Source organism: Pseudomonas sp. PDM16, from assembly GCF_014851865.1.
Classification (GTDB): domain Bacteria; phylum Pseudomonadota; class Gammaproteobacteria; order Pseudomonadales; family Pseudomonadaceae; genus Aquipseudomonas.
Window position 1 is genome coordinate 167,887 of the sequence record NZ_JACVAM010000006.1, and the last position, 19,107, is coordinate 186,993.

Here is a 19,107-nt window from a genome sequence, read left to right on the forward strand (position 1 = left end):
GCTGGCGTGGTACCGGTACGGCGCGGAGCGGAAGAGCGGGGCGGGCGAGACATGCTGGGTCCGGCGGCAAGATGGGCAGTCAGTTTAACCGAGCATCATCACCTTCGCTGATGATGCTCCACGTGCGCCTCCGGCCGGCTACTCTGCACCCATCCTTATCCGCCTCGGGGAACCTCATGAGCAACGAACTCACCACCTTCACCGGCTGGGCCGCCACCGCGCCGGGAGCCCCACTCGAACGCCACAGCTACGACCCTGGCCCGCTGGGCGCCGAGGAAGTCGAAGTGGCGGTGGAGTACTGCGGCATCTGCCACTCTGACCAGTCGATGATCGACAACGAGTGGGGCAACGCGCGCTACCCTTTCATCCCCGGTCACGAAGTAGTCGGCAGCATCGTCCGCATGGGTGAGCAGGTGCGCGGCCTCAAGCTCGGCCAGCGCGTGGGCATCGGCTGGTACAAGGGCAGCTGCATGCACTGCGGCTCGTGCATGGAAGGCTCGCACCAACTGTGCCGCACGGTGAAACCGACCATCGTCGGCAGCCATGGCGGTTTCGCCGACCGCCTGCGCTCGCACTGGGCCTGGGCCGTGCCGCTGCCGGAAGGTCTCGACCCGGCACTCGTCGGCCCGCTGTTCTGTGCTGGCTCCACCGTGTTCGGCCCGCTGCTGGACTTCGACGTGAAACCCACCGACCGCGTCGGTGTGGTCGGTATCGGTGGCCTCGGCCACCTGGCACTGGGCTTCCTCAACGCCTGGGGTTGCGATGTCACCGCCTTCACTTCGTCGCTGAGCAAGCAGGACGAGGCCAAGCGCCTGGGCGCGCACAAGGTGGTGGCCTCCACCGACAGCGCGGCGATGAAGGCGATTGCCGGCACCCTCGACTTCCTGCTGGTCACCGCCAGCGCTGACCTGGACTGGAACGCCCTGCTTGCCACCCTGCGCGGCAAGGGTCGCCTGCACTTCGTCGGCATCGTTCCCAGCGCCATCCCGGTGCATGTGTTCAGCCTGATTCCACAACAGAAGAGCCTGTCCGGCTCGCCAGTGGGTTCGCCGAAGACCATGGCGACCATGCTCGAATTCTGCGCCCGTCATCAGATCCTGCCACAGGTCGAGCACTTCCCCATGAGTCAGGTGAATGAGGCGCTGGACCACCTGCGGGCCGGCAAGGCGCGCTATCGCGTGGTGCTGGATGCCAGCAAGTGACAGCAGGGGAGCGCCACGGGCATGATGCGCCGATGACTTATCGCATCGACCCCGCCCAAACCGCCAACCGCCCACGCCTGATCGAGGTGTGGGAGGCGGCGGTACGCGCCACCCACCACTTCCTTCCGGAAGACGACATCCAGTTCTACAAGCGCATGCTGCGCGAGCAGTACCTGGATCTGGTCACCCTGAGTTGCCTGCGCGACGGTGACGGCCGCGTTCAGGGCTTTGCCGGCACCGCCGAGGACCGCCTGGAAATGCTCTTCGTCGACCCAGCCGCCCACGGCCGAGGCTTCGGCAAGGCGCTGCTGCGTCATGCCATAGAACAGCACGGCACCCACCTGGTCGACGTCAACGAACAGAACCCCAGTGCGGTGGCCTTCTACCTCAGCCAGGGTTTCGAGCAGATCGGGCGTTCACCGCTGGACGGCGCCGACAAGCCCTTCCCTCTTCTCCACTTGCGCCTGCGCTGAGGAAGCACCTCAGCGGAATGGTGGCTCGTCGAAGCTGCGCAGTTTGCGCGAGTGCAGCGAATCGAGCTGGCAGCGCAGCAGGTCGAGTGCGGCAATGCCGATCGACAGGTGCTGGCTGACCGCGCGCTGGTAGAAACCGGTGGCCGAGCCGGGCAGCTTGATCTCACTGTGCAGCGGCTTGTCCGACACGCACAGCAGCGTGCCGTAGGGCACCCGCAGGCGATAACCCTGGGCGGCAATGGTGCCACTCTCCATGTCCACCGCCACCGCGCGCGACAGGTTGATCAGCGGCCGCTCGTGGGCCCAGTGCAGCTCCCAGTTGCGGTCGTCGTAGGTCAATACGGTGCCGGTACGCAGGCGTCTCTTCAGCGTTTCCCCCCGTTCACCGGTGACGCTGGCGGCGGCCTCCTGCAGCGCCTGCTGCACTTCGGCCAGGGCCGGGATCGGGATATGCGGCGGCAGCACCCGGTCGAGGATGCCATCACGGCGCATATAGGCGTGGGCCAGCACGTAGTCGCCGATGGTCTGCGACTGCCGCAGGCCGCCGCAGTGACCGATCATCAGCCAGCAGTGCGGCCGCAGCACGGCCAGGTGGTCGGTGATGTTCTTGGCGTTGGACGGGCCAACGCCAATGTTGACCAGGGTGATGCCGTGGCCATCGTTGGCGATCAGGTGGTAGGCCGGCATCTGGTAGCGGTGCCAGACCACAGCGTCGGCCACCGCCTGGGCATCTTCCTCGGACGTGCCGCGCTCGATGATCACGTTGCCCGGCAGCACCATGCGCTGGAAGCGCGGGTTGTCGCGCAGCTGCTCCAGGCCATGGCGGATGAACTGGTCGACGTAGCGGTGGTAGTTGGTCAGCAGGATCCACGGCTGCACATGGCGCCAGTCGCTGCCGGTGTAATGCTGGATACGCTTGAGCGAGAAGTCGGTGCGCGCGGCGTCGAACAAGGCCAGCGGCAGATCACTGCTGTCGCCCCAGCCGTACAGACCATCGGCCACCGAGTCGGTGGCTGCGGACAAATCGGTACTGGGGAATACCCTCGCCAGCTCGGCAGCACTGACCCCGGTGCCGGCCAGCTCGTCGCCCTGCTCGACCACGTAGGGATAAGGGATGTTCTGCTGGCTGAAACCAACCTCGACGGTGACCGAGAAGTCCTCCATCAGCGGCCGCAGCTGATCCAGCAGATAGCCACGGAAGGCCTCCGGCTGGGTCACGGTGGCGCGGTAGGTACCCGGCACCTGGACCTTGGCATAGGCGCGCACGGTACTCGGCACCTCGCCCTGGCAATGGTAGGTCAGGCGCAGCTCGGGATAACGGAACAGCGCCCGCTCGGCCTCACCGGGCTGGGCGCGCTCCTTGAGATACTGCTTGAGCGCCAGATTCAATGCACCCGTGGCCTGGCGGTGCAGGTCGGCGAGGCGGTCGACGGCCTCTTCGGCGGTGCGGGCAATGACGAAGTCGGTTTGCGGCATGGCAGTCACGGTGCAGCTTCCTGGCTTGAACAGCCACTATCTTGCGCCCTGCCAGGCTCCGCCCGCCACCCCGCAGGCAGGACCGCAAGAGCCGATCTAGGCTTACTTCATGCCTTCGCCGGGGAACCGCCATGCGCAACTCATCGATACTTCTGCTGCTGGTGCTGACCTTCCAGGCCGCCATCGCCGATGAACTGGACGGCCGCTACCAGGCCACCCTCGACAACCAGCCGGCGGAGCTGATACTGCGCAGCAGCGACGCACAGGTAGAGGGCGAATACATCGAGAACCAGCACCTGCGCTTCAAAGTGACGGGCCACTTCGACGGCCAGGCGCTGCAGGCGCAGATCAGCGACCCGGCCTCGGGCCAGGCACTGGCCAACATGAACGGCAACTACGCCAATGGCATGCTCGCCACCAGCCTGGCTGCGCGCAACCCGCAAACCGGCGAGACGCTGGTGCGCGAAGCCATGTTCCAGCGAGTCGGTCCGCCCCCTGCGCCCGCCGATCCCAACCAGGATGCGGCACTGGTCGGCACCTGGATCTACGAGCAGATGATCAATAGCAACGGCCTCGAATTCGCCTCGATGACCACCGTCACCACTCTGCGCATCCGCGCCGACGGCAGCATCGACCAGTGGCGACGCAGTGTCGCCGGCGGCAGCGAATGGAGCTACGACCGCCCCGGCGAGTTGCAATACAGCGGGCACTGGCGCAGCGACAATGGCCTGCTACTGGTACAGCTGAAAGGCGCACCGGATTACCAGCCCGCGGCGCGCTATCATTTCAGCGCACCCTACCTGGTCACCGAGAGCAACACCGGCAGGATGATCTGGCAACGCCGTTGAATGCGCTACGCCGCACGGCGGCAGCGCGTTGACCCAACATCTCCCCCCGGCCTAGACTGCGCGCCTCCCTGCCCCACCGAATCCGCCGTAATGCCGTCGCTCGCTCACCAGCCCTGCTCCGCCCAGCCCGATCCGCGGCTGCTGGCTCGCACGTGGCCGGCTGACGCGCTGCAGCGCCGCCGTCGCAGCGTACTGTTCGCCTTCACCTTCTCTCCTCCCGACGCCCTGCGCTGAGTCGGCGCTCGCCGGCTTTCCCCGCACTTGCACCCGATGCTGCGCCGTCCGCGCGCGCATCCCCCTTGTATTTGGCCGCGCCCGGACCGCAAACGGGCTGGAGAGAACAATGTCCCCTCGCTATCTGCTCGGCGTGCTGATCTTCGCCGTATCCGTGGTCGGCCTGAGCATGGGTGCCACCCTGCCTCTGGTGGCTCTGCGCCTGCATGAGGCCGGGGCTGGCAGCCTGACCATCGGAGCACTGTCCGCCTTGCCGGCAGCCGGAATGATACTGGCAGCGCTGCTGACCAACCGTCTGAGTCAGCGCTTCAGTGGCCGTCAGCTGTACCTGGCCTGCTTTACCCTGTGCCTGTTCGGCGTCGTCGCCTTGCTGCCAGAGCAACCACCGTTGCCGCTGCTGGCGATTGCTCGCCTGCTGCTCGGCGTTGGCATGGGCGTGCTGGTGATCCTCGGCGAGTCCTGGGTCAACGAGCTGTGCGACGAGCGCAAGCGTGGCCAGATCGTCGCGCTCTACGCGGCCTGCTTTACCGGCTGCCAGCTCGGCGGGCCGGCGATGATCAGCCTGTTCGGCGCGGCCAGCGCCTGGCCGGTGTGGTTGGTGCTGGCGACTAACCTGATCGCGCTCGCCCTGGTCTGGCGCAGCCTGCCGGCCGACCTCGCGGAGGACACCGAAAATGCACCTCGGCGCTTCTCCCTGCTCGGCTTCGTCCGGGTCGCCCCGGCACTGTGTCTGGGCGTGTTGTTCTTCGCCTTCTTCGACGCGGTCGTACTGTCACTCTTCCCGGTGTACGCGAGCGGCCACGGCTACGCAGTGGCTGTGGCCGCGCTGATGGCCAGCGTGATTCTGGCCGGCGACATGCTGTTCCAGGTGCCTCTGGGCTGGCTCTCAGACCGCCTGGACCGTCGCGCCCTGCATCTGGCTTGCGGCATGCTGACTCTCGGCCTGGGCGTGGCGCTGCCCTGGCTGATCGAGCAGCCCGACCTGCTGTGGCCTGCGCTGATGCTGCTCGGCGCGGCGGCCGGGGGCATCTATACCCTGGCCCTGGTACTGATCGGTCACCACTTCCGCGGCCCCGACCTGGTCACGGCCAACGCCTGCGTCGGCATGCTCTGGGGCGTCGGCAGCCTGCTAGGTCCATTGCTCAGTGGTGCGCTGATGGATATCGGCCCGCAGGGTCTGCCACTGGCCATGTGCCTGGCTGCCAGCCTGTTCGTGGTGGCTGCGCTGGGGGCTTTGCCAGCGGCGCGCCGGGCGTTCTCCTAACGGCGAATGGCCAGCCCGCTGCGAATCGTGCATAACAGGAGGGACGGCCGGGGGGACGTCACGCCATGATCAATCAACTGCCACGCTGGGTGGAAATCGGCGGCTTCTGCCTGGCCCTGATCGCCGGCAGCGTCAACGCCATCGCCCTGCTCGGGTTCAACCATCAGGGCGTATCGCATCTCTCCGGCAGCTCCAGCCAGCTCGGCGTCGAGCTGGCCCAGGGCGAACTGGCCGGCGCGCTGCACCTGCTGCTGATCCTGCTGAGCTTCGTGCTCGGCGCCGCCGTCAGCGGCTGCGTGATCGGCAACCAGTCGCTCAAGCTCGGTCGCCGCTACAGTGCCGCACTACTGGCCGAGAGCCTGACGCTGCTGCTGGCCATGCTGATGCTGGAACAGGGCAGCCACCTCGGCCATTACCTGGCCTCGGCAGCCTGCGGCCTGCAGAACGCCATGACCAGCACCTACAGTGGCGCGGTGGTACGCACCACGCACGTCACCGGGTTGTTCACCGATCTGGGCATCATGCTCGGCCTCAAGTTGCGCGGACAGCCGGCGGACCGCCGGCGCATCCTGCTCTACCTGATCCTGATCGCTGGCTTCATCGGCGGCGGCGTATTGGGAGGGCTCGGCTATGCCGGCTGGCACTACCGTGCGCTGCTCGGACCGAGCGTGCTGGCCGCAGTGTTGGCGCTGATCTATCTGGTCTACTGGCGACGCCAGCAGACCGGCTGAATCAGGCCGGCATCGGTACAACGGCCATGGTCACGCTGGCCTTGCTGTACAGGCGCCGCTCACCGCTCTCGTAGCCGAACACCTCGGACTCCACCACAGTGGCCTGACGCCCCGCCTTGAGCACCTCGGCGCGGCACAGCAGGCGCTCGCTGCGCGCCGGGCGCAACAGGTTGACCTTGAACTCCAGGGTCAGCACCGTCTGCCCCTCCGCCACCAGCGTGACGGCGGCGGCTCCAGCGGCATGGTCGGCCAGGGTGGTCTGCACCCCGGCATGGATGAAGCCGTTCTGCTGCAGATGGCGCGGCAGCACCTCCAGCTCGGCCTCGACCCAGCCCGGGCCGCAATCGACCAGGCGAATGCCCAGGTCCTGAATGAAGTTGGCGGCGGCAAAACCGTGTTCGACCAGCTCGCGGTAATGCGGATGGGCCTGCATAGCGATGTCCTTTTCTTGTTATTGGAATATCCCCCGCGGCCGGAAAGACCGCAGGGGCGGGCAGATCACACCAGATGCGGCGTGCTGCGAGCGACCAGTGCCTCGACATCGGCGCCACGCGGCAGCGTGCCGTAGACCCGGCCACGGCCAGTCAGGCGGCTGGCGATGAAGGCATCGCTCACCACGCTGTTGCCGGCCTCGAGCAGCAGCTTGGCCTGCAGGGCCACGGCCACGTCCTCGGTAAGCTGACGGGCGCGGTACTGGATATCGGCGGTGTCGCGGAAGTCAGCCTGCAGTTGCTGGATATGCGCCTTCAGGCGAACATCGCCGTGACCGTCACCCAGTTCGGCAAACAGCGCATCGAGCACACCGGCTTCCTTGGACAAGGCACGCAGCACGTCCAGGCACTGCACATTGCCCGAGCCTTCCCAGATCGAGTTGACCGGCGCCTCACGGTACAGCCGCGGCATGATGGTCTCCTCGACATAGCCGGCACCGCCCATGCACTCACTGGCCTCATAGACCATCTCCGGCGCGCGCTTGCAGATCCAGTACTTGCCGATGGCGGTAACCAGGCGGGCGAACTTGTCTTCCTGCTCGTCGTGCAGGTGGTCGATGGCACGCCCCATGCGCATGCACAGAGCCAGGGCGGCCTCGCTTTCCAGTGCCAGGTCGGCCAGCACGTTCTGCATCAGCGGCTGATCAGCCAGGACCTTGCCGCCAACCTTACGGTGCGCGCAGTGGTGTGCAGCCTGGCTCAGCGCCTGGCGCATCAGGCTGCTGGAGCCGACCATGCAGTCGAAGCGGGTCATCGCTACCATCTCGATGATGGTCGGCACGCCGCGACCTTCCTCGCCGAGCATCCAGGCGAAAGCGCCGCGGTATTCAACCTCGCTGGAGGCGTTGGCCCAGTTACCCAGCTTGTTCTTCAGGCGCTGCACGTAGAACTGGTTGCGCGTGCCATCCGGACGATGGCGCGGCAGCAGGAAGCAGGACAGGCCCTTGTCGGTGTAGGCCAGGGTCAGGAAGGCATCGCACATCGGTGCCGAGCAGAACCACTTGTGGCCGACCAGTTCGTAGGCCTCGCCCGGACCACCCATGCCGACCGGGTAGGCACGGGTAGTGTTGGCACGAACGTCTGTGCCGCCCTGCTTCTCGGTCATCGCCATGCCAATGGTGACGCCGGCCTTCTGCTCCATCGGCACGTTGCGCGGGTCGTACTCGGTGGCAAGGATCTTCGGCAGCCACTGCTCGGCCACGTTCGGCTGCAGACGCAGGGCCGGCACGGCGGCGAAGGTCATGGTCAGCGGGCAGCCGCTGGCGGCCTCGGCCTGGCTGTGCAGGTAGGTAAGGCCGGCGCGGGCGACGTGGGCACCGGTGCGCGGATCGGTCCAGGGCAGCGACGGCAGACCGTGCTCGACAGCCGTGCGCATCAGCTCGTGGTAGGCCGGGTGGAATTCCACCAGGTCGATGCGATTGCCGTAGCGGTCGTGAGTCTTGAACTGCGGTTTGTGCTCGTTGGCCAGGAAGCCGGCCTGCATCAGCGGGCCGCCGGCCAAGGCACCGTAGGTGTTCAGCTTGTCCTCGGCCCAGCCGCCACCATAGCGGCGAACCCACTCCTGCAGCGGCAGGTCGGTGCGATAGAGGTTGGTACCGTCCAGCGACGGCACCTGGTTGAACACTTCGTGGGTTTCGGCGAACTGGTGCAGGGACATTTCAGGACTCCGGGGCGCCGACGGCGCGCAGACAGAAGGTGATCAGGGTTTGGCTGACAGCCGCCAGGTCCACGGCCGGCAGACCGGCATCGCGGGCGGCACGAGCCGGCGGGGAAAGAGGGCCGACCAGGGCCTCGGCGATGGCGCCTACCAGGCAGGCCGCCACCAGGTTGACCTGCGCCACGCGAAACTCGCCGCTGCGCACGCCTTCTTCGAGCAGGTCGACGAACAGCTCGGCATAGGCCTCGCGAAACAACAGGCGCTGCTCGTCCACTTCCGGGTCTACCGGTTCGGCGATCAGTGCAAAGGCCAGACGCCGGCTGTGCCAGGCGCGGGCGGCGAACTGTTCGAGACCGGCGGTCATGCGCTGCACGGCACTGCCAGAACCTTCGAGAATCACGGCCAGCGCCTCGACCTCGATGCGGCTGGCGTTGCTGAATACCTCGGCGGCCAGCTCACCCTTTCCCGCAAAGTGACGGTACAAGCTGCCGGTGGCGATACCGACGTCTTCGGCCAGGGCCTGCATGCTCAGGCTGGCGAAGCCGCCTTCGGCGACCCGCGCATGGGCGCAGGCAAGAATGCGCTCGCGCAGCTCCTGGGCACGGTCGAGACGCGCAGCGGTGATGCGATAGGCCATGAACTGAATCCTGATTCATGAATTCAGATCAGTGAATCATGATTCACTTCTTGAACAAAACGACGATTCGGCCAAATTACGGCCGAATCATTGTCAGCGTCAGGGAATAATCAATTGGGTGCCTGGCACAGTACCCAGTCGTGCAGCAGTGCCTGCAGTTCGAGGAACTTCACCGGCTTGGCCAGGTAGTCGCTCATCCCGGCCGCCAGGCAGCGCTCACGGTCGCCACTGTGGCTATGGGCGGTAATCGCCAGTACTGGCGTGTCAGCGCAGCCGGGCAGATTGCGCAGCGCGCGGCAGGTGGCGAAGCCGTCCATGACCGGCATCTGGCAGTCCAGCAGCACTGCATCGATTGGCTCCCTGCGCAGCACTTCCAAGGCCTCGGCACCGTTGTCGGCGGTACGCACCTGGTAGCCCAGCTTGAGCAGCATGCCGCGAGTCACCAGTTGGTTGATGGCGTTGTCCTCGACGACCATCACCGTGCACTGCTCGGGACGCCGCAACGGGGCGCCCCCGGCACGCCGCAGCGGCGCGGCCACTTCCTGTGGGCGCTGGACCGGCAGATCGAGTTGGATACTGATGGTGAAGGTGCTGCCCTGTCCTGGCTGCGACTGGTGCTGCAGGCTGCCACCGAGCAACTCGACCAGCTGCCGGCAGATCGCCAGACCGATGCCCAGGCCACCATATTGGCGGGTCATGGAGCCGTCCAGCTGGCGGAAGCGCTGATAGAGGCTGCCCTCGGCCGGAGGGACAAAGCCGATGCCGGTGTCCATCACCTCGATGCGCAGTGGCATGCTACCGGCCAGCGGCCCGGCAGCGCCGATGCGTAGGGTGACCTGGCCCTGGTGGGTGAACTTGATCGCGTTTTCCAACAGGTAGCCAACAGCCTGTGCGAGCTTGCCAGCGTCGCCTTCCAGGGTATCGGGAAGGCTGTCCTCCAGTTCGATGACGAACTGCAGGCCACGCTCCGCAGCCTTGCCACCGTACTGGGCACGCAGGCCATCGACCAGGCCGCGCAGACTGAACGGCTGGCGACGCGGGTAGAGCTTGCCGGCCTGCAGCTCGGTGAGTGCGAGGATGTCGTTGACCATACGCATCATGTCCCGCGCCGAGCTGGCGGCAGTACGCTGGTACTGCTCCAACTCGACATCCATCTTCACCGTCTGCATCAGCTCGAGGGAGCCGATCACTCCGTTCATCGGCGTACGCAGCTCGTGGGTGACGGTGGCCAGGAATTCGTCCTTGAAGCGGCTGTTGTCCGCCAGCTCGCGGTTGAGCGCCTCAAGTTCGCGCCCGGCCTCCTGGAGGATGCGCGTGCGCTCTTCCTTCATCGCGTTGATACGGTCGGCCAGGGCCAGGGACAGCAACCCCACTTCCAGCGCCGAGCCGAACTGGCTGGCATACATGGTGGTGAACGTATATGGCAGGAAGCCCAACACCATCAGGGTATTGATCACCCCTCCCGCGAGGAAGGCGGTCCAGGCGATGATGAAATAACGCGCCACGCGCATACCACGCAGCCAGGCCAATGCGCCCGCGCTGAAGACCACCACCGTGAACGCCAGTGCCAGGACGGTGGCCAGGCGCAGCGCGATCGAATAGCTGCTGAACAGCGCGAGCGCCATCACAAGCCCTCCCACGGCCATCAGCACCAGTAGTGCGCGATCAATCCAGGGGCTGTGCTCACGCGTGTGCAGAAAGCTACGGGAGAACTGGCAGCCGAACAGCCCGGCAGAACCGATCAGGAACGGAGTGGCGGCATTGGCCCACCAAGGGTTGTCCGGCCAGAAATACTGTATTCCCGCTCCGTTGACCGACAGTTGATAGAGGCCGAACGAAGCAATGTAGAGGATGTAGTAGAGATAGCTGGTGTCGCGAACGCTGACGAAGATGAACAGGTTGTAGATCAGCATGGCCAGCAGCACGCCATAGATGATGCCCAAGGTGTAGATGCGCACTGGCTGCGCTTCTATAAAGGCATCGGCCGCCCACAGCCCCAGCGGCATCTGCATCGAGCCCTGGCTTTGCACACGCAGATACACCCGCTGGGTCTTGCCGGGAACCAGGTCGAGATTGAACAGGTAGTTGTTCTGCGCGATCTCCCGCCTGGAGAACGGCAGCGCATCCCCGGTGCGGACAGCGAGGCGATAGCCGCCAGCAGCGTCGGGCAGGTAGAGGTCGAGATGGTCCAGCGGAGGATAAGCCACCTCCAGCAACCAGGCCTTCGGCCCTGTGGGTCGGCTGGGGCGATAACGAAGGTCGATCCGCAGCCAGAATACCGAACGTGAGTATCCGGCGTTCAGAACCGGCTTGACGTTGTCCCGGAAGCTGCCGTCCAGAGCTGCCGAAGTGATTTCATCGATGCTGGCATCACCACGCACATCCTCGAACACCTGCATCTTCGAGCCGAGTGTGAGATAGCGGGTGTGCTCGTCGAAATCGACGGCATGCACCAGCCAGCTCCAGCCGAACAGGATCAGGAATATACAAACACGCATGCAGGCCCGCCCGGATCTCATGCGTAGCCGCCCGGAGCCCTCTTCTCCAATTGGGCGGCACACAGAACCCTTCTGATTGGTATACGAAAACTCTATCACAGCGTCTGGGGGAAAAATCCGCCTGCGCGGACAAGATGTCGCGCCTCGACGATTGGGCCACCCGCCGCCAGATGGTAAGCTCGCCGGCCATGAACAGACACAACTCCCGCCCCGTCGTCCTCTGCCTATCCGGCCACGACCCCTCTGGTGGTGCCGGCCTGCAGGCGGACATCGAAGCCCTGCTCGCCCAGGGCTGCCACGCCGCTCCGGCGGTCACCGCACTGACCGTGCAGGATACGGTCGACGTCTCCGACTTCCGCGTGCTCGACCGCGATTGGGTGCTGGCCCAGGCCCGTGCCATCATCGCCGACCTGCCGGTGGCCGCCGTCAAGCTGGGCATGCTCGGCTCGGTGCAGATGGTCGACACCGTGGTCGAGATCATGCAGCTGCTGCCCGGCGTGCCGCTGGTCTGCGACCCGGTGCTACGCGCCGGCGGCGGCGGCTCGCTGGGCAAGGATGACGTCGGCTACGCCATGCGCGAGCGTCTACTGCCGATCGCCGCAGCCGCCACGCCGAATCTGCCGGAAGCACGCATCCTCGCCGAACTGCCCGAGGGCACGGCGGACGAATGCGCAGAGAAGCTTTCCCCCTTCTGCCAAAACCTGCTGATCACCGGCGGCCACGGCGACGAGGCTGAAGTGCACAACCGTCTCTACATCCGCGGTGGCGAACACCACACCTTCACCTGCGCGCGCCTGCCAGGCAGCTACCACGGTTCCGGCTGCACCCTGGCCAGCACCCTGGCCGGCCGCCTGGCGCTGGGCGAAGAAGTGGTCAGCGCCGTACGCTCGGCGCTGGACTACACCTGGCGTACCCTGCGCGACGCCGAGCAGCCTGGTCGCGGCCAGTTCGTGCCTCGCCGCCTGCCGCTGGATTTCTCCCAGTGAAGGATCGTTCTGCCAAGCTGCGCGGCCTGTATGCCATCACCGACAGCCAACTGCTGGCCGACGGTCGCCTGCTGCCCTACGTGGAAGCAGCGCTGAAAGGCGGTGTGCGCCTATTGCAGTACCGCGACAAGTCCAGCGACCAGGCTCGCCGCCTGCGCGAGGCTGAAGCGTTGGCCGAACTGTGCGCGCGCCACGGTGCCAGCCTGATCATCAATGATGACGCCGAGCTGGCCGCTCGCCTGGGTGTCGGCCTGCACCTGGGCCAGGGCGACGGCTCGCTGGCCGCTGCCCGCGCCCTGCTCGGCGCCAAAGCCATCATCGGCGGCACCTGCCATGCCAGCCTGGAGCTGGCCGAGCAGGCTGCTCGCGAAGGCGTCAGCTACATCGCCTTCGGCCGCTTCTTCAATTCACAGACCAAGCCCGGCGCGCCAAGCGCTACGCCCGAACTGCTGGAGCAAGCCCGCGCCCGCTTCGCCCTGCCGATCACTGCCATCGGCGGTGTCAGCCTGGACAACGGCGCCGAGCTGATCGCCCGTGGTGCCGACCTGCTGGCGGTGATCCACGCCTTGTTCTCCGCGCCCTCTGCCATCGAGGTAGAGACCCGCGCCCGCGCTTTCAGCGCACTGTTCGCCACTTCCTGATTTAGAGAGGCCGCCATGTCCCGTTCCGAGATCCTGTTCGCCAACGCTCAGAAACACATCCCTGGTGGCGTCAACTCGCCGGTGCGCGCCTTCCGCAGCGTCGGCGGTACCCCGCTGTTCTTCAAGCATGCCGAAGGCGCCTATGTGATCGATGAGGACGACAAGCGCTACGTCGACTACGTCGGCTCCTGGGGCCCGATGATCCTCGGCCACGCCCACCCGCAGGTACTGGACGCGGTACGCAAGCAGCTGGAACACGGCCTGTCCTACGGCGCGCCGACCGCGCTGGAAGTGGAAATGGCCGAATTGGTCTGTTCCATTGTGCCGTCCATGGAACTGGTGCGCATGGTCAGCTCCGGCACCGAGGCGACCATGAGCGCCATTCGCCTGGCCCGTGGTCACACCGGCCGCGACGCGATCATCAAGTTCGAGGGCTGCTACCACGGCCACTCCGACAGCCTGCTGGTGAAGGCCGGCTCCGGCCTGCTGACCCAGGGCGTACCCAGCTCGGCCGGTGTACCGGCGGACTTCGCCAAGCACACCCTGACCCTGCCCTATAACGACTTGGCTGCCGTCGAGAAGACCCTGGCCGAGGTCGGCAAGACCGTGGCCTGCATCATCGTCGAGCCGGTGGCCGGCAACATGAACTGCGTACCGCCGGCGCCGGGCTTCCTCGAAGGCCTGCGCGAGCAGTGCGACAAGCACGGAGTGGTGCTGATCTTCGACGAAGTAATGACCGGCTTCCGCGTCGCCCTCGGCGGCGCCCAGGCCCATTACGGCGTGGTGCCGGACCTGTCGACCTTCGGCAAGATCGTCGGCGGCGGCATGCCGGTCGGCTGTTTCGGCGGCAAGCGCGCGATCATGGAATGCATCGCCCCGCTCGGCCCGGTCTACCAGGCCGGCACCCTGTCCGGCAACCCGCTGGCCATGGCCGCCGGCCTGACCACCCTCAAACTGATCAGCCGCCCGGGCTTCCACGCCGAGCTGTCCGAGTTCACCAGCCGCATGCTGGCCGGCCTGCAGGAGCGCGCCGATGCCGCCGGCATCCCCTTCGTCACCACCCAGGCGGGCGCCATGTTCGGCCTGTACTTCAGCGGCGCCGACGACATCGTCACCTTCGCTGACGTGATGGCCAGCGACGCGGCACGCTTCAACAAGTTCTTCCACCTGATGCTGGAAGGCGGCGTGTACCTGGCCCCGAGCGCCTTCGAAGCCGGCTTCACTTCGATCGCCCATGGTGACAAGGAGCTGGAAACCACCTTCACCGCCGCCGAGCGGGCCTTCGCCAAGCTCAAGTGATGCAATACAGCACCGCATTCAGCGACGCAGTCCTGGCATTGGCCTGCCTGGCCAGCCTGCTATGGCTGCGCCCGGCCTTCACCGGCCAACCGGTGTTGCGCGCCCTGCTGCTGGGTTTCGGCTTGACCGCCACCGCGGCGCTCTGTGGCGCGGTGCGTTACGGCCTGGACCCGAACTGGATCGACAAACACCGCTCCTTCACCCAGCTCAGCGCCGCCCTGGGGCTGCCGCTGCTAGGTCTGGCGGCGCTCGCCCTGTCTCGCGGCATGGCCTGGAGCCGCTCGATCTGGACGGTATGGCTACTGGCGCTGGTCGGGCTATTCATCGGCGCGCGCTTACTGGGCGTGGATCAGCACTATCGCCTGGCGCTCAGCCTGGTGACGCTGCTGCTGATTCTCTACGCCGGCCTGAACCAATGGCCGCAGCGTCAGCCTGGGCTAGCGGCAATAGGCGTCGTTGCTCTGTTCTTGGTCGCTGGCCTGGCCGTCGGCACCGAAGGCGTCATCGGGCCGTTACGTCGTGTCGACCTGTTCCATGCCCTGTTGACCCCGGCTTATCCCCTGCTGGCTTGGCTGCTGTTGAGGCTGCACAACGCTGCCAGCAAGGAAAACCCGGCAAAGACTTTGTAAGGACGGCCCGGCTTATCACATAATGTGATGGCCGGCGCGTTTCGCCGGCCGGGCATGAAGCCTGTCTGTTTCGCGAGGCGCTTGGATTTCCATGAATCGCACTGGCCGCACCCTGATCCTGGGCTGCCTGTCGCTCGTTGCTCCGCTGCTGGCCAGCGCGGGCGACAATTCCCTGCTGGTGCCCGCCATCGGGCGTTGCTCGCTGAACGCCTCCCCCGAAGAAATGCCCCAGGCATTGGCCGCCTGCCAGGAAATGGCCAACCAGGGCGATACCCAGGCGCAATACGAGCTCGGCGAATTCTTCTACGACGGCCAGCGCACCCAGCGCGACCTGCCGCAAGCCATGCACTGGTTCGAACAATCCTCGCTGCAGGGCAATGCCCAAGCTCAGCTGCGCCTGGGCACCATGTTCTTCCGCGGCGAAGGAGTTCAGGCCAACAACGTGCAGGCCTATATCGTACTGAAGATGGCGGCGGTCAATGGCTCCGACGAGGCCATGGACAGCGCCGACCAGGTGGCCGAACGCATGGGCCGTGAAGAGCTGCAGGCAGCCAGCCAAGTGTTGGGGCAGATTTTCCGCAGTTACTTGCTGGAACTGCAGAACATCGACAACGGCGGACCTTCTGGCTTCAATCCAAGCCCCGCCTCGCCGGTCCCTGGCATCTCCCCACAGGCGCCAGCCTTCGCTCCCAACTGAAACTCACTTCTCCGGCATCGGCACCGGGAAAGGCATCACGTTGCCGCCACCCTTGGCCTCGCTGATCTTCGGCGTGCCCAGGCGCTCTACCTCATCGATGCGCACGATGGAGTGCATCGGCACAAAGCTGCGCACCACGCCCTCGAACTGCGCCTTGAGCTTCTCTTCGCTGGGATCGACGACCACCTGGGTACGCTCGCCGAAGACGAACTCCTCCACTTCCAGGAAGCCCCACAGATCGCTCTGGTAGATCTGCTTGGCGTACATCTCGTACACCTGGCCCTGGTTGAGGAAAATCACCTTGTAGATGGGTTCGCGCTTGCTCATAGGAAGGAGGATAGAGGACGGCTGGAAATCGGGGGCGCGATCTTACAGCGGCCGGACAGCCAACGCTAGGAACGCCGCAGGTCGCCCCCTATAATGCGCGGTCCGATTCAGAACCACCGACCTAAGCAGATGGCCAAGAAGCTTTATATCGAGACCCACGGTTGCCAGATGAACGAGTACGACAGCTCGCGCATGGTCGACCTGCTGGGTGAACACCAGGCTCTTGAAGTCACGGAGAACCCGGCGGAAGCCGACGTGATCCTGCTCAATACCTGCTCGATTCGCGAAAAAGCCCAAGAGAAGGTGTTTTCCAAGCTGGGCGGCTGGCGCGCACTGAAGCAGGAGAACCCCAACCTGGTGATCGGCGTCGGCGGCTGCGTAGCCAGCCAGGAGGGTGCCGCCATCCGCGACCGCGCACCCTACGTCGACGTGGTGTTCGGCCCTCAGACCCTGCACCGCCTGCCCGAGATGATCGACGCCGCGCGCAGCACCAAGCAGGCGCAGATCGACATCAGCTTCCCCGAGATCGAGAAGTTCGACCGCCTGCCCGAGCCACGCGTCGACGGCCCCAGCGCCTTCGTCTCGGTGATGGAAGGCTGCAGCAAGTACTGCACCTTCTGCGTGGTGCCCTACACCCGCGGCGAAGAGGTCAGCCGCCCGCTCGGTGACGTGCTGCTGGAGATCACCCAGCTGGCCGAGAAAGGCGTCAAGGAAGTCACCCTGCTCGGGCAGAACGTCAACGGTTTCCGTGGCGCGACACCAGACGGTGACATCGCCGACTTCGCCGACCTGCTTTATGCGGTGGCGACCATCGACGGTATCGAGCGCATCCGCTACACCACCAGCCACCCGCTGGAGTTCTCCGACGCCATCATCCAGGCCCACGCCGATATCCCGCAGCTGGTGAAGTTCCTCCACCTGCCGGTGCAGTCCGGCTCGGACCGCGTGCTGGCGGCGATGAAGCGCAACCACACGGCGCTGGAATACAAGTCGCGCATCCGCAAGCTGAAGGCGGCGGTGCCAGACATCTGCATCAGCTCGGACTTCATCGTCGGCTTCCCCGGCGAGACCGAGAAGGACTTCGAGCAGACCATGAAGCTGATCGAGGACGTCGGCTTCGACTTCTCCTTCTCCTTCATTTACAGCTCGCGCCCGGGCACTCCCGCAGCGGACCTGGTCGACGACACCCCGGACGAGGTGAAGAAGCAGCGCCTGCTGATTCTCAACAGCCGCCTCAACCAGCAGGGCTTCGAGACCAGTCGACGGATGGTCGGCACCACTCAGCGCATCCTCGTCACCGACTACGCCAAGCGCGACCCGGGCCAACTGCAGGGCCGCACCGAGAACAACCGCGTGGTCAACTTCCGCTGCGACAACCCGAGCCTGATCGGCCAGTTCGTCGACGTGGAAATCTACGAGGCACTGCCCAACTCGCTGCGCGGCACCCTTATCGACTAACGGCTAGCTCTAAACCCGACGCCCGAACTTTCACCCTCGGGCGCGTGGGGTTATCCTTCGACCTCGACCCCCTGCCGAATGGCGGCTACAAGACCACATTGAACGCACCCATAGAACCGCACCGTTTCATCCTCGAACCCTTCGAAGCACGCCGCTTCGCCAACCTCTGCGGGCAATTCGACGAGCACCTGCGCTTGATCGAACAACGCCTGGCCATCGAGATCCGCAATCGCGGCAACCAGTTCGAACTGGTCGGCGCCCCCCAGCACACCCAGTCGGCCGAGAACCTGCTGCGCCGCCTGTATCGCGAGACCAAGAGCGCCGAGCTGTCACCAGACATGGTCCACCTGTATCTGCAGGAGTCCGGCCTCGAAGAGCTCGGCAGCGGCAAGGCAGATTCCGGCATCGCATTGCGCACCAAGAAGGGCGTGATCAAGCCGCGCGGCGCCAACCAGCAGCGCTACGTCAAGGCCATCCTCGACAACGACATCAACTTCGGCATCGGCCCGGCCGGCACCGGCAAGACCTACCTGGCCGTGGCCTGCGCGGTGGACGCGCTGGAGCGCGAGCAGGTACGACGCATCCTTTTGGTGCGTCCCGCGGTCGAGGCCGGCGAGAAGCTCGGCTTCCTCCCCGGCGACCTGGCGCAGAAGATCGACCCCTACCTGCGCCCGCTCTACGACGCACTGTACGAAATGCTCGGCTTCGAGACCGTAGCCAAGCTGATCGAGAAGCAGGTGATCGAGATTGCCCCGCTGGCCTACATGCGCGGCCGCACTCTTAACAACAGCTTCATCATTCTCGACGAGAGTCAGAACACCACCCTCGAGCAGATGAAGATGTTCCTTACCCGTATCGGCTTCGGCTCGACTGCAGTCATCACCGGCGATATCACCCAGGTCGACCTGCCACGCGGCACCAAGTCCGGCCTCAGCCATGTGATGGAAGTGCTGAAGGACGTACCGGGTATCAGCTTTACCCACTTCAAACCCAAGGACGTGGTACGCCACCCGCTGGTGCAACGGATCGTCGAGGCCTACGAGCGCTTCGAAGATCGCCAGTCAGGCAAGGCCTCGGACAATGCTTGAGCTCGACCTGCAGAACGCCTCCAGCGCCACCAACCTGCCCAGCGAAGCGCAGCTGCGCGCCTGGTGCGAGCTGGGCCTGCGCCAGCGCAAGGCCGACTCCGAGCTGACCATCCGGCTGGTCGACGAGATCGAAGGCCGCGAGCTAAATCACACCTGGCGACACAAGGACTACGCCACCAACGTGCTGTCCTTCCCCGCCGAGGTGCCGGAGGGCATCCTCGACATTCCGCTGCTTGGCGATCTGGTGATCTGCGTACCGGTGGTCGAGCGTGAAGCCCGTGAACAGAGCAAGACACCGGAGGCGCACTGGGCGCATCTGGTCATCCACGGCTGCCTGCATCTGCTCGGCTACGACCACCTTGAGGATGAGGAAGCCGAGGAAATGGAAGCACTGGAACGGGAATTGCTGGCCGAACTGGGCCACCCTGATCCATACGCTGCCGACGAATAACTGCCATAGAAGGCCCCGAG

General features: G+C 65.5%; 20 protein-coding genes. 14 read left to right on the forward strand and 6 right to left on the reverse strand.

Features of this window, described 5'->3' with window-relative positions:
* Positions 1-176: 176 nt before the first annotated feature.
* Positions 177-1,202 (forward strand): NADPH-dependent aldehyde reductase Ahr, encoded by a 1,026-nt coding sequence (gene ahr / locus IB234_RS20210; protein WP_192321341.1) that lies wholly within the window; start codon positions 177-179, stop codon positions 1,200-1,202.
* The gene (locus IB234_RS20215) at positions 1,199-1,675 is read left to right on the forward strand and encodes a GNAT family N-acetyltransferase (protein WP_412547933.1); all 477 of its coding nucleotides are present in this window, start codon (positions 1,199-1,201) and stop codon (positions 1,673-1,675) included. Before ahr ends, IB234_RS20215 begins: the two co-directional genes overlap by 4 nt.
* 9 nt (positions 1,676-1,684) lie before the next feature.
* Here the strand turns inward: IB234_RS20215 and amn are convergent, their stop codons facing one another.
* Positions 1,685-3,151: an AMP nucleosidase gene (gene amn / locus IB234_RS20220; protein ID WP_192321547.1), complete on the reverse strand. Its 1,467-nt coding sequence runs from the start codon at positions 3,149-3,151 to the stop codon at positions 1,685-1,687.
* Positions 3,152-3,282: 131 nt separating this feature from the next.
* Between amn and IB234_RS20225 the strand changes: the two genes are divergently transcribed.
* The 4 genes from IB234_RS20225 to IB234_RS20240 all read left to right on the forward strand — a co-directional run bounded on the left by IB234_RS20225 (position 3,283) and on the right by IB234_RS20240 (position 6,228).
* Positions 3,283-3,999, forward strand: a complete 717-nt coding sequence (locus IB234_RS20225; protein WP_192321345.1) for a hypothetical protein — start codon at positions 3,283-3,285, stop codon at positions 3,997-3,999.
* A 90-nt stretch (positions 4,000-4,089) separates the two neighbouring features.
* Positions 4,090-4,233 carry a hypothetical protein gene (locus IB234_RS20230; RefSeq protein ID WP_192321347.1) on the forward strand — a complete coding sequence of 48 codons (144 nt, stop codon included), beginning with the start codon at positions 4,090-4,092 and terminating at the stop codon, positions 4,231-4,233.
* Positions 4,234-4,342: 109 nt separating this feature from the next.
* Complete coding sequence (locus IB234_RS20235) at positions 4,343-5,497, forward strand: MFS transporter (protein WP_192321349.1); 1,155 nt, start codon at positions 4,343-4,345, stop codon at positions 5,495-5,497.
* Between the two features lie 65 nt (positions 5,498-5,562).
* Positions 5,563-6,228 (forward strand): YoaK family protein, encoded by a 666-nt coding sequence (locus IB234_RS20240; protein ID WP_192321351.1) that lies wholly within the window; start codon positions 5,563-5,565, stop codon positions 6,226-6,228.
* A gap of 1 nt (position 6,229) precedes the next feature.
* On the opposite strand, the gene IB234_RS20245 is transcribed toward IB234_RS20240, so the two are convergent.
* The 4 genes from IB234_RS20245 to IB234_RS20260 form a co-directional block, all read right to left on the reverse strand.
* Positions 6,230-6,661 (reverse strand): PaaI family thioesterase, encoded by a 432-nt coding sequence (locus tag IB234_RS20245; protein ID WP_192321353.1) that lies wholly within the window; start codon positions 6,659-6,661, stop codon positions 6,230-6,232.
* Between the two features lie 65 nt (positions 6,662-6,726).
* A complete protein-coding gene (locus IB234_RS20250; protein ID WP_192321355.1) occupies positions 6,727-8,376 on the reverse strand; it encodes an acyl-CoA dehydrogenase family protein in 1,650 nt (549 codons plus the stop codon).
* Between the two features lies 1 nt (position 8,377).
* The gene (locus tag IB234_RS20255; protein WP_192321357.1) at positions 8,378-9,013 is read right to left on the reverse strand and encodes a TetR/AcrR family transcriptional regulator; all 636 of its coding nucleotides are present in this window, start codon (positions 9,011-9,013) and stop codon (positions 8,378-8,380) included.
* A gap of 110 nt (positions 9,014-9,123) precedes the next feature.
* Entirely contained in the window at positions 9,124-11,511 is a 2,388-nt protein-coding gene (locus tag IB234_RS20260) for a hybrid sensor histidine kinase/response regulator (protein ID WP_192321359.1), read from the reverse strand.
* A 188-nt stretch (positions 11,512-11,699) separates the two neighbouring features.
* Here IB234_RS20260 and IB234_RS20265 point away from each other — a divergent pair, with 188 nt between their 5' ends.
* The 5 genes from IB234_RS20265 to IB234_RS20285 all read left to right on the forward strand — a co-directional run bounded on the left by IB234_RS20265 (position 11,700) and on the right by IB234_RS20285 (position 15,763).
* A complete protein-coding gene (locus IB234_RS20265; protein ID WP_192321361.1) occupies positions 11,700-12,497 on the forward strand; it encodes a hydroxymethylpyrimidine/phosphomethylpyrimidine kinase in 798 nt (265 codons plus the stop codon).
* Entirely contained in the window at positions 12,494-13,138 is a 645-nt protein-coding gene (gene thiE, locus IB234_RS20270; RefSeq protein ID WP_192321363.1) for a thiamine phosphate synthase, read from the forward strand. Before IB234_RS20265 ends, thiE begins: the two co-directional genes overlap by 4 nt.
* Before the next feature lie 15 nt (positions 13,139-13,153).
* Positions 13,154-14,437, forward strand: a complete 1,284-nt coding sequence (hemL, locus tag IB234_RS20275) for a glutamate-1-semialdehyde 2,1-aminomutase (protein WP_192321365.1) — start codon at positions 13,154-13,156, stop codon at positions 14,435-14,437.
* Entirely contained in the window at positions 14,437-15,066 is a 630-nt protein-coding gene (locus IB234_RS20280) for a DUF6962 family protein (RefSeq protein WP_192321367.1), read from the forward strand. The genes hemL and IB234_RS20280 overlap by 1 nt, the downstream gene beginning before the upstream one ends.
* A gap of 91 nt (positions 15,067-15,157) precedes the next feature.
* The gene (locus IB234_RS20285; protein ID WP_192321369.1) at positions 15,158-15,763 is read left to right on the forward strand and encodes a tetratricopeptide repeat protein; all 606 of its coding nucleotides are present in this window, start codon (positions 15,158-15,160) and stop codon (positions 15,761-15,763) included.
* Positions 15,764-15,766: 3 nt separating this feature from the next.
* Here IB234_RS20285 and IB234_RS20290 read toward each other — a convergent pair whose 3' ends face one another.
* Positions 15,767-16,090 carry a DUF1820 family protein gene (locus IB234_RS20290; protein ID WP_192321371.1) on the reverse strand — a complete coding sequence of 108 codons (324 nt, stop codon included), beginning with the start codon at positions 16,088-16,090 and terminating at the stop codon, positions 15,767-15,769.
* Positions 16,091-16,219: 129 nt separating this feature from the next.
* Between IB234_RS20290 and miaB the strand changes: the two genes are divergently transcribed.
* From miaB to ybeY, 3 genes are all read left to right on the forward strand, one after another.
* On the forward strand, positions 16,220-17,548 hold the full coding sequence (gene miaB / locus IB234_RS20295) for a tRNA (N6-isopentenyl adenosine(37)-C2)-methylthiotransferase MiaB (protein WP_192321373.1): 1,329 nt from the start codon (positions 16,220-16,222) through the stop codon (positions 17,546-17,548).
* A gap of 98 nt (positions 17,549-17,646) precedes the next feature.
* Positions 17,647-18,636, forward strand: a complete 990-nt coding sequence (locus tag IB234_RS20300; protein WP_192321375.1) for a PhoH family protein — start codon at positions 17,647-17,649, stop codon at positions 18,634-18,636.
* A complete protein-coding gene (gene ybeY, locus IB234_RS20305) occupies positions 18,629-19,087 on the forward strand; it encodes an rRNA maturation RNase YbeY (protein WP_192321377.1) in 459 nt (152 codons plus the stop codon). The genes IB234_RS20300 and ybeY overlap by 8 nt, the downstream gene beginning before the upstream one ends.
* The last annotated feature ends 20 nt before the right edge of the window (positions 19,088-19,107 follow it).